We start from the raw sequence: 10,226 nt of genomic DNA on the forward strand, positions 1-10,226 counted from the left end.
CAAAAACTAAAAAAATCCTTAGAAGACCAACCAATCAAACCGAATCAAAAAGCGGAGTCGTGTTGTCGTGCAATGGATCTGGACCCAAGGGACAACACGCATGCCCTCGGCTTGATGTAACAAGCCAGCAACGTCAGAGGCGGTCGCTGACATCGACAAGGCTGCCTTGCTCATCACCCCAACCACCCGCAGAGAAGGTGAGGGCGCCTTCCAGCTCAAGCTTCTCGTTGATCCAGCCAAGGATCACTGGTCCAACCTGTGCCGGGGTCGGCTCGCCCCGAAAACTACGAAGGCTGAAGTGGTCCGCACCCTGCACCAACACCAAGCGGTGACCCAACCGCACGGCCTTGGTCTGACGCATCGGAGCGATCGCTTCCGGACCCGAAGGCACCACCCAATCGCGGGTACCGCTGATCAGCAGCATCTTGGCCGGACGGCTCTCAAGGCGACTGCCGTCGAACAACAGACGCAAGGGCGGACTGACGGCCACAACAGCCTTGACCCTTGGATCAGCAACAGCGGCTTGGTTCACCCCCGACAGCCAACTGCACTGGAGCACCCAACTGATGTTTCGCTCCGAATCCTTAAGGTCGTTGCAACGGGCTTTGAGTCTGGAATCAATAGGAACCCCACCGGCCAGCTGAAGCGTGGTGGTGGCTCCCCAGGAGTGACCCACCACTGCAACGGCGTCGATGTTCAACATGGCACCCGGCAGAAGACGACCTGAACTGACCGCATCCAACAAAGCGGACACATCAAGGGGCCGAAGCCTCAATTCTTCAGGCCCCGGCGGCGGCGCGTCACCAGCTAGCATCGCTTTCTGCTGATTGAGGTCACTGCCGGGGTGATCGGGAAAGAGCACGGTGTAGCCGTGGGCAGCCAGCACCTCACCCCACCCTTCAAACGACTCCGGATCGTCCCAGAGCCCATGGGAGATCACCACCAAACGACCATTCCCAGGGGCTGCAGGCTGAAGCATGAGAACCCGCATGGGTTTCGGCCGATGGGGCACGGACACCTGAACAACCTCACGGGACCAGCTGGGCCGCAGAGGCTCCCGCAGAGCGGTTGTCACAGATGCAGCCTCAACGGAACGGGCCAGGGCAACCCCCACCTCAAGGTTGGTTTTAAGCCGGTTAGCCACCTCAGCGAGGCGCGACAGGTCGATCGACGCCTGCTCTCCCGGCAACTCCCTCAAAAAGCCGAGAATATTGGGTTGCCCCCGGCGTTCAGCGCGAAGCAGGGCCTCGGTCAGCATCCGTCCGCTTTCGTCGAGCTCCACCCCCTCAAGATCCACCACCTGCGTCGCCGCATGGAGGGCCTGCTCCAGCAGCGGCTGACCGGTCGATCCCGCCAGCAGGGCCTTGGTCTCCAGGGGCAGCGGCGTAAGGAACACCTGGCGCAACAGCGGCAACAACTTGCCACCACTGACCAATTCCAGATCCTGCAGATCCGGACTGGCCTGGATCAATTGTTCAGCGGACTTACTGTCATCGAAATTGATCGTGATCTCCGTCTCCAGAAACGGGAGACGCAAGACGAACCGCTCCAAGGCTGAAGCAGAAACCCCACTCAGGGCCAGTGACATGCCAAAAGTCAGGGCCGCCAGGTGGGTGCGAAGTCGGGTCATCAAGCCGCCAATGGAACGGGCACTTCTGGGGGATGCTGCTCCAAAACTCGAGCCAGATAGCGGCCGGTATGACTGGTGGGGTGCTGGGCGACTTCCTCGGGAGTGCCAGTGACCAGGATCTCGCCACCCTTGTCACCGCCTTCGGGGCCGAGATCGATGATCCAGTCGCTGCAACGGATCACGTCAAGGTTGTGCTCGATGCAGATGATCGAATTGCCCTTGTCCACAAGACGCTGCATCACATCCATCAGCTTGTGCACGTCGTAGAAGCTGAGGCCAGTGGTGGGCTCATCAATCAGATAAAGGGTCTTGCCAGTGGCCCGCCGTGACAGCTCCGTTGCAAGCTTCACCCGCTGGGCCTCACCCCCCGAGAGGGTTGGCGCCGGCTGGCCGAGCTTTACGTAGCCCAGGCCCACATCCACCAAGGTGCGCAAGCGATCTGCCGCCTGAGGAATCGCATCAAACACCTCAGCGGCCTGCTCCACCGTCATTTGCAGCACATCCGCGATGGTGTAGCCCTTGTATTTCACCTGCAGGGTTTCGCGGTTGAAGCGGGCGCCCTTGCAGACATCGCACTGGACGTACACATCCGGCAGGAAGTTCATCTCAATCACGTTCACGCCCTGACCACGGCAGGCCTCACAGCGGCCACCCTTCACGTTGAAACTGAACTGACCCACCTGGTAACCGCGGGCCTTGGCCTCCACCGTGGCGGCGAACACCTGACGGATCGGATCAAAAGCACCGGTGTAGGTGGCTGGATTGGAGCGGGGCGTGCGTCCAATCGGGCTCTGGTCGATCACGATCACCTTGTCGATCGACTTCAACCCCCGCAGTTCACCCAGACCCTGGGGAAAGGGCACTTTGAGACCCAGTCCGTTCTCAAGAGCCGGGTGCAGGAGCTCATTCACCAGGGTGCTCTTGCCGCTGCCACTCACCCCGGTGACGGACACCAACCGACCCAAGGGAAACTCAACCGAAACGTTCTTGAGATTGTTGCGGTTGCAATCGATCAACTTGAGCGAGCGCGAACCGCTCTGGCGACGTTCAGCTGGCGTTGGAATCGAGCGACGGCCACTCAGGTAAGCGCCGGTGAGCGATTCACTGCTTGCCACCAGATCATCGAAACTTCCCTCCGCCACGATGTGGCCCCCGTGGACACCAGCACCAGGGCCGATGTCCACCACGTGATCGGCAGCACGAATGGTGTCTTCATCGTGTTCCACCACCACCAAGGTGTTTCCAAGATCCCTGAGCCGAACCAGGGTGTTTAGGAGACGGTCGTTATCCCGCTGATGCAGGCCGATGCTTGGCTCATCGAGCACATACAGCACTCCAGTGAGACCAGCACCGATCTGAGTTGCCAGACGGATGCGCTGGGCTTCACCGCCGGAGAGCGTCATCGCCGGTCGATCAAGGCTCAGGTAATCGAGACCAACATCAATCAGGAATTTCAAACGAAGGCGGATTTCCCTGAGCACCAGATCACCGATCTGGATCTGACGGGCATTCAGCAAGGGCTCTGAACCCTCGTAGGCGCCCACACCCATCAGTTTTTCGATCCGTTCCAGGGTCTGACTGACGCTGACGGCCGTAAGTTCTGGAATCCGGTACGGCCCCACTTTCACCGCCAGGGCTTCAGGGCGGAGCCGTTGTCCGCCACAGGCTTCACAGGGAACCAGCTCGAGATACTTCTCCAACTTCTGGCGCTGGGCTTCACCACTGGCATCGCGGAGCTGCCGCTCAAGGATCGGAAGAATGCCTTCGAAGGGCCGGGTATATCCCCCTTGCCCCTTGCGATAACGGCTGTCGGCCTGGATCAGAATCGGTTCGCGGCTTCCGTTGAGCAGCACATCCCGCTGTTCATCCGTGAGTTCATTCCATGGGGTCTTGATCTCAAAGCCGAAGGCCTCACCCACTGAATACAGCAGAGAGAAGTAGTAGCTGTTGTCTTTCTCGGCCCAGGGAGCGACCGCGGAATACACCGGCTGCGTTGGATCCGGAATCACACGGTCCACGGTGAATTTGCGCAGATGGCCGATGCCATGGCATGCCTCACAGGCGCCGTAAGGGCTGTTGAACGAAAACAGCCGCGGTGACAGCTCCTCCATCACAGCGCCGTGCACGGGGCAGGCGAAGTTCTCGGAGTAGAGACGCTCCCGCTCAACGCCCTCGGGAAGCTCCTCCCCCTTCTTGGGCACCACCTCCACCAATGCCAGACCATCGCCGCGTTTGAGGGCCGTTCGCAACGAATCGGTCAGCCGTTCCTGGATCCCCTCACGGGCCACAAGACGATCGACCACCACCTCAATGTTGTGGCTGTGGTTCTTGTCGAGCTCGATGTTGTCGGCCAGCTCGCGCACCTCACCGTTGATGCGCACCCGAGCGAAACCTTCCGCCGCCAAACCACTGATCAACTTGGTGTGGGTGCCCTTCTTGCCGCGCACCACCGGCGACAACAACTGATAGCGGGTTCCCTCCGGCAACAGCAGGATCTGATCGACCATTTCGTCGATGCTCTGCGGCTTGATCGAACGGCCACACTTGGGGCAGTGGGGCTCGCCGGCACGGCCGAACAGCAGACGGAGATAGTCCTGAATCTCCGTGACGGTGCCGACCGTGGAACGGGGGTTGTGACTGGTGGATTTCTGATCAATCGAAATCGCCGGAGACAGGCCCTCGATGGCATCGACATCGGGCTTGTCCACCTGCCCCAGAAACTGGCGGGCATAGGCCGACAAACTTTCGACGTAGCGGCGCTGTCCCTCTGCAAAAATCGTGTCGAAGGCGAGTGAACTCTTGCCGCTGCCACTCACCCCGGTGAATACCACCAGCTTGTTGCGGGGAATGGTGACGTCGACGTTCTTGAGGTTGTGCTGCCGGGCACCCCTCACTCGAATCACATCGTCCTGAGTCGCCAGCGGGCCAGCTGAGTCAGCGATCTTGGCAGCAGCTCGCGCCATCAGGACCCGTTGGAAAGCTCAATACCTTAGGAAGAACCGAAGCCTTCAAGCTGTTCGCTGGTCCAGCAGGCTTGCTGCATAGGCATCAGCCTGATCACCACCAGCGAGGTCTGCCAGCTCTTGGCGGCGTTCCTGAGTGTCCCGCAGTCGGGACACTCGCGAGTGGGTGACACCGTCTTCCACATGCTTGCTCACCCGGAAATGGTGATCCGCAACCGCTGCCACAAGCGGTTGGTGGGTGACGCAGAACACCTGACGCTGACGGGCCAGGGTCTGAAGAAGATCCGCCATGGCTCCACTAACGCGTCCACTGACGCCGGCATCAATCTCATCGAACAGCAGCGTGCTGGATCCATCCACCGCGGCAAGGGTGGTCTTGAGCGCGAGCAGAAAACGAGACATCTCACCGCCGGACGCCACCTCCGTCAGCGGCGCCATCGGTTGGCCGGGATTGGCGGAAAACAGGAATTGAACCGCGTCCGCACCATGCTCAGCCGGGTCACAGGGGGTGAGATCCACCTTGAAACGCACATTGGCCAGGCCCATGGGCGGCAACAGTTTCAGCAACGAGGCCTCTAAAGCCTCCGTCGCCTTGGACCGCTCGCGACGCAAGGCCGCATTAGCTTGGTCTCGCGTCTGGCGACGGTCGTTTTCCACCTGGTGCAGGCGGGTGAGATCAGCCGCGAAGCCTTCCGATCCCAAACGTTGAAGCAGCTCATCGCGCCGCTGAATCAAACCAGCCAGATCAAGGCCGTAGCGACGCTGCAGGCGTTTTAAGACCGACAAACGGTCCTGAATCCGCTCAAGGTGGTCTGGATCACTCTCGAGCGCCAAACCGTATTGATCGAGGGAGCGCAACAAAGCGTCGACACCAGCCTCGAGATCCAGGGCCTGATCAAGCAGGGGCTCAAGCGAACCATCCAGCTGCGCCATGGCCTGCAGCTCCTGGATGCACGCCGCGAAGTGATCCTGCAGCGAAGGCGCCTGATCGACACCATCGCGGATTCGGCCAAACAGCAAGGCCAGACTTTCCAGCAGCCTCACGCCATGGACGAGGCGGTCTTGATCTTGTTCCAGCCGCTGCTGCTCTTCTGGATCGTCGAGATCGGCAGCTTGCAGCTGCTCCAACTGCTCTTCCTGTTCAGCCCGCTCCTGTTCGGAGCGCTGCTGCTCCTGCTCAAGGGCCATCAGGGCATCTGATGCCTGGCGCCATTCGGTCCAGGCATCAGCCACCCGTGCTTTGACCTCGGCCAATGCAGATCCACCGAGACGATCAAGCCAGAGCCGTTGCTGCCCCGCCCGCGACAACAACTGGGTCTGTCCCTGAACCGTGAGATCAATCAACAGCGGCCTGAGCTCAAGCAACTGCTGACGGTTCACCGTGCTGCCGTTCAGCCGGCAGCGACTGGAATAACGATCACCCTCCTGCCGTTTCCATGCGCGACTGATCAGGAGCTCCTCTTCGGGGTCAAACTCCGCCGCGATCAACCACTGCTCGAGGGCTGGGTTGAGTTGAAACGCAGCCTCGATCCTGGCGCGATCCGAACCAGCCCGCAGCAGACGAATGCCGCTGGAACCCTGCGCTCCACCAAGCACCGCATCGAGGGCATCGAGAAGGATCGACTTGCCAGCTCCGGTCTCACCGGTGAGCACCGTGAAACCGGAGCTGAAATCCAGTTCAAGACTCTCAATCAGAGCGATGTTCTGCAGCTGCAGACCGGTGAGCACGTCCAGCCCTGTGATAATGCCGACCGTAGCGGCAGCTCGGTTCGTTTAGAAGGGGTGTCGAACATCCCGATTAATTGATGGCGCAGGAGCTCGGGGATTTCATCGAAGCCGCGGGGTTGCTCGAGTACGACCCCGCCGCCATCACACGTATCTATGCAGGCCATCCCCAGCGGTTGATCCGTCGGCTCTGGCAAACCCTTGTACCCATCGGCCTGTTGCTGCTGGGCGTCGCCTTCGACTGGATCTTCCAGTTGCTGAAGGATGAGGAACGGGCTCGCGGCCGCGCCCGCGAATGCGCTGAGCTCCTGGTGGATCTCGGCCCCGCCTTCATCAAAGCCGGCCAGGCGCTCTCCACCCGACCGGACATCGTCCCCCCGTTGCTGCTGGAGGAACTGGCGCAGCTGCAGGACCAACTGCCCGGCTTCGACAGCGGCCTCGCCATGGCCTGCATCGAGGAGGACCTGGGGGCACCGGTGGATAAGGTCTTCGAGCAGCTGGACCGGGACCCGATTTCAGCCGCCTCCCTGGGACAGGTGCACAAAGGAACCCTCAAAGGTGGCGCCAAAGTCGCTGTGAAGGTGCAGCGCCCGGGGCTGCGTGAACAGATCACCCTGGATCTCTACATCGTGCGCAACATCGCCGCCTGGTTGAACAGCAACATCGGATTGATCCGCAGCGACCTCGTCGCTCTGATCGACGAACTGGGGCGACGGGTGTTCGAAGAGATGGACTACCTCAACGAGGCCTCGAACGCTGAGACCTTCGCTGAGCTGCACCAACACAACCCTCGCATCGCTGTTCCAACGATCTATCGCAACGCCACCAGCCGCCGGGTGCTGACGATGGAGTGGATCGATGGCGTCAAGCTCACCAACCTCGATGCGGTTCGCGAGCTCGGTGTGGACCCGGACGACATGGTGGAGGTGGGCGTGAACTGCAGCCTTCAACAGTTGCTGGAGCATGGCTTCTTCCATGCGGATCCCCACCCCGGCAATCTCCTGGCTTTGGAGGACGGTCGCCTTTGTTATCTCGACTTCGGGATGATGAGCGAGGTGAGCCGCGAGTCACGCACCGGCTTGATTCAGGCCGTGGTTCATCTGGTGAACCGGAACTTCGGGAAGCTCTCCAAAGATTTCGTCACCCTGGGATTCCTGGCGGAAGACGTAAACCTGGAACCGATTGTTCCCGCCTTTGAGAAGGTCTTCAGCCAGGCCCTGGAGGCCGGCGTCAACCGCATGGATTTCAAGGCGGTGACCGACGACATGTCCGGTGTGATGTACAAATTCCCCTTCCGGGTGCCGCCTTACTACGCCCTGATCATTCGGTCGCTGGTCACCCTGGAGGGCATCGCCCTGAGTGTGGATCCGAACTTCAAGATCCTCGGTGCTGCCTACCCCTACTTCGCCAGGCGGCTGATGGAAGATCCCGATCCCCAGTTGCGTCAAAGCCTCAAGGAGATGCTGTTCGACGGGGACGCCTTCCGTTGGACCCGTCTGGAAAATCTGGTCTCCAGCGCCGCAAGTCAGGCCCAACTGGATCTGGAGGCCTTGCTCGATCAACTGCTCGACTTCCTGTTCTCTCCCAAGGCAGGGCTGCTCCGGGATCAACTGGTGACCGCCACGGTTGATCGGCTGGATGCCCTGGGTTGGTCAACGATGCAACGCCTGGGTCAACGCCTGCCCAAACGATTGCAACCCTCCGCCCTTGGCCAGACACCGCCCGGACTCTCCGATCCACTGATGCAACTGGAGCCGGTGCGGGAGTTGATTCAGGTGTTGCAATCGTTGCCGGGATTCACACCCGACCTTCTCCTGCGTCGAATGCCAAGGGTGCTCAATGAACCAAACACCCGGCGCATGGGCTTCAAAGTGGCTCAGGGGCTGGCCGAACGGGGAGTTGTCCGCCTGGTGCGGGTCGCCGCTGGAGTTCCGGCCTAACTTCCGGCCAACACCATCAGCGTGATGCTCCCCAAGCCCTTCACCCGTTCCTCTCTGCTGGCGATAGCGGCAGGGCTTGGGCTGACTTGGAGCAGCGTCATGCAACCCCTGCATGCCGCCACGGAGATCGCCCTGGTGAGTGGTGCCTTCCGCCGCTCCATTCCCGTCAAGGAAATTGAACACCTGGCCGAAACCGGTGAAGCCAATGGGCTTCTGGAGGATCTGCTTGATCTCTCCGGACAAGACCCCAACGAGGTGTCGCAGATGCTCAACCAGAGCCTCGAGCTTCCCCTGGTGCTCACAAGCCGTCTTATCAACACACGGATCGGGGAAGCCATCCTGCGTCGTGTCGCACGCATCATTCATCCGATCTACACACCTGAACCTGAGGTGAGTGTTCCGGCGATCCGCGCCGGAGTGATCAGTGGATTGCAGAGCGAAGATGGCCTCACGGCAGTGAGCTTTTTGAAGGGCTACCCCAATGCCGTTATGGCGGTGAATCTTCCCGCTCTGTTCGGGGTGATCGAAAAAGCGGAATCCATCGCCGGCCTGGTGCAGTTTTTCTCCGACTCCCCCTTGGACGGATTGAAGGAAGCGCAACCCTGACCAAGCCCTGATCGGACGCCGCCTAGATTCCGGCAAACCCCCCATCCCAGCCGGTGTCCCTGTTTCAGAACCTCCGTCGGCGTTTCACTGCCACTCCTGTGATGCAGGACTGGCCTGGACTGATCGAGGCCTATCGCAGCTGGCTTCCCGTAAGCGATGCGACCCCGGTGATCAGCCTTCGTGAAGGCGCCACCCCTTTGATCCCCGTTCCATCGGTAGCGGAACAGATCGGCAAGGGCGTGAAGGTGTTTGTGAAGTACGACGGCCTGAACCCCACAGGGTCCTTCAAGGACCGGGGCATGACCATGGCTATCAGCAAAGCCAAGGAAGCCGGTTGTGAAGCGGTGATTTGTGCCAGCACGGGCAACACCAGTGCTGCGGCTGCGGCCTATGCCAGGCGGGGTGGGATGCGTGCGTTCGTGTTGATCCCGGATGGCTATGTCGCCCAGGGGAAACTGGCTCAGGCGCTGGTCTACGGGGCTGAGGTCTTGGCGATCCGCGGCAACTTCGATCGCGCCCTCGACATCGTTCGGGAAGCGGCAGATAAGTATCCCGTCACCCTCGTGAACTCGGTGAATCCCTACCGGCTGCAGGGCCAGAAAACCGCGGCCTTTGAAATCGTGGATGCCCTCGGTGATGCACCCGACTGGCTGTGCATACCCATGGGCAACGCCGGGAACATCACCGCCTATTGGATGGGTTTTCAGGAATATCAGCAGGCCGGCCGGAGCCGCAGCCTGCCCCGAATGATGGGATTCCAGGCCAGCGGATCCGCCCCACTGGTGAACAACACCACAGTGACGGACCCCGAAACCATCGCCACTGCCATCCGCATTGGCAACCCGGTGAACCGAGCCAAGGCCCTGGCAGCACGCGAGGCCAGCAACGGCGCTTTCCTGGATGTGACCGACGCGGAGATCCTCGCGGCCTACAAGATTCTGGGCGGCCAGGAGGGAATCTTCTGCGAACCCGCCAGCGCTGCCTCTGTGGCAGGCCTGCTCAAGCGCAAAGATGAAGTGCCTGCCGGCGCCACGGTGGTCTGCGTTCTGACCGGCAACGGCCTCAAGGATCCCGACTGCGCCATCAGCAACAACGACGCTGCATTCCACACCGATCTCAATCCCGATTTGGGCACCGTCGCCAGCGTCATGGGCTTCTGACACCGCCCTCGATCAACGCGCTTCAAACCCCCAGATAAGCTTTTCTATAGCCAAAAGACCAAACCAACCAACAAAGCGGCTGCGGAAGACGGCCTAAAACCATCGCAACACGCTGTGGAAAAAGACAAAAAGAATCCACTCGCTCGCCCCAAAAGTTTTCCACCCGCTGTGAAGAAGTGGAAAACACGGTCTTACTCCCCAT

Annotated in this window: 6 protein-coding genes; 3 read left to right on the plus strand and 3 right to left on the minus strand. The window is 60.6% G+C overall.

Annotated elements, in window-relative coordinates:
* Positions 1–133: 133 nt before the first annotated feature.
* The 3 genes from SYNCC9605_RS13360 to recN are packed head-to-tail and all read right to left on the minus strand — an operon-like array spanning position 134 to position 6,321.
* A complete protein-coding gene (locus tag SYNCC9605_RS13360; RefSeq protein WP_011365609.1) occupies positions 134–1,630 on the minus strand; it encodes an alpha/beta fold hydrolase in 1,497 nt (498 codons plus the stop codon).
* Entirely contained in the window at positions 1,630–4,593 is a 2,964-nt protein-coding gene (gene uvrA, locus SYNCC9605_RS13365; RefSeq protein ID WP_011365610.1) for an excinuclease ABC subunit UvrA, read from the minus strand. Before uvrA ends, SYNCC9605_RS13360 begins: the two co-directional genes overlap by 1 nt.
* Positions 4,594–4,638: 45 nt before the next feature.
* Complete coding sequence (gene recN / locus SYNCC9605_RS13370; RefSeq protein ID WP_011365611.1) at positions 4,639–6,321, minus strand: DNA repair protein RecN; 1,683 nt, start codon at positions 6,319–6,321, stop codon at positions 4,639–4,641.
* A gap of 77 nt (positions 6,322–6,398) precedes the next feature.
* Here recN and SYNCC9605_RS13375 point away from each other — a divergent pair, with 77 nt between their 5' ends.
* The 3 genes from SYNCC9605_RS13375 (at position 6,399) to thrC (ending at position 10,024) form a co-directional block, all read left to right on the plus strand.
* Positions 6,399–8,258: an ABC1 kinase family protein gene (locus SYNCC9605_RS13375; protein WP_011365612.1), complete on the plus strand. Its 1,860-nt coding sequence runs from the start codon at positions 6,399–6,401 to the stop codon at positions 8,256–8,258.
* Between the two features lie 24 nt (positions 8,259–8,282).
* Positions 8,283–8,864 carry an alpha/beta hydrolase gene (locus SYNCC9605_RS13380; RefSeq protein WP_041435343.1) on the plus strand — a complete coding sequence of 194 codons (582 nt, stop codon included), beginning with the start codon at positions 8,283–8,285 and terminating at the stop codon, positions 8,862–8,864.
* A 101-nt stretch (positions 8,865–8,965) separates the two neighbouring features.
* Entirely contained in the window at positions 8,966–10,024 is a 1,059-nt protein-coding gene (gene thrC, locus SYNCC9605_RS13385) for a threonine synthase (protein ID WP_049749510.1), read from the plus strand.
* The last annotated feature ends 202 nt before the right edge of the window (positions 10,025–10,226 follow it).

Source organism: Synechococcus sp. CC9605 (assembly GCF_000012625.1).
Classification (GTDB): Bacteria; Cyanobacteriota; Cyanobacteriia; order PCC-6307; family Cyanobiaceae; genus Parasynechococcus.

Bases quoted from the DNA above. Each gene is read 5' to 3' on its own strand.
- SYNCC9605_RS13360 (WP_011365609.1), bottom strand. From the start codon at position 1,630: ATGACCCGACTTCGCACCCACCTGGCGGCCCTGACTTTTGGCATGTCA.
- uvrA (WP_011365610.1), bottom strand. From the start codon at position 4,593: ATGGCGCGAGCTGCTGCCAAGATCGCTGACTCAGCTGGCCCGCTGGCG.
- SYNCC9605_RS13375 (WP_011365612.1), top strand. From the start codon at position 6,399: ATGGCGCAGGAGCTCGGGGATTTCATCGAAGCCGCGGGGTTGCTCGAG.
- SYNCC9605_RS13380 (WP_041435343.1), top strand. From the start codon at position 8,283: ATGCTCCCCAAGCCCTTCACCCGTTCCTCTCTGCTGGCGATAGCGGCA.
- thrC (WP_049749510.1), top strand. From the start codon at position 8,966: ATGCAGGACTGGCCTGGACTGATCGAGGCCTATCGCAGCTGGCTTCCC.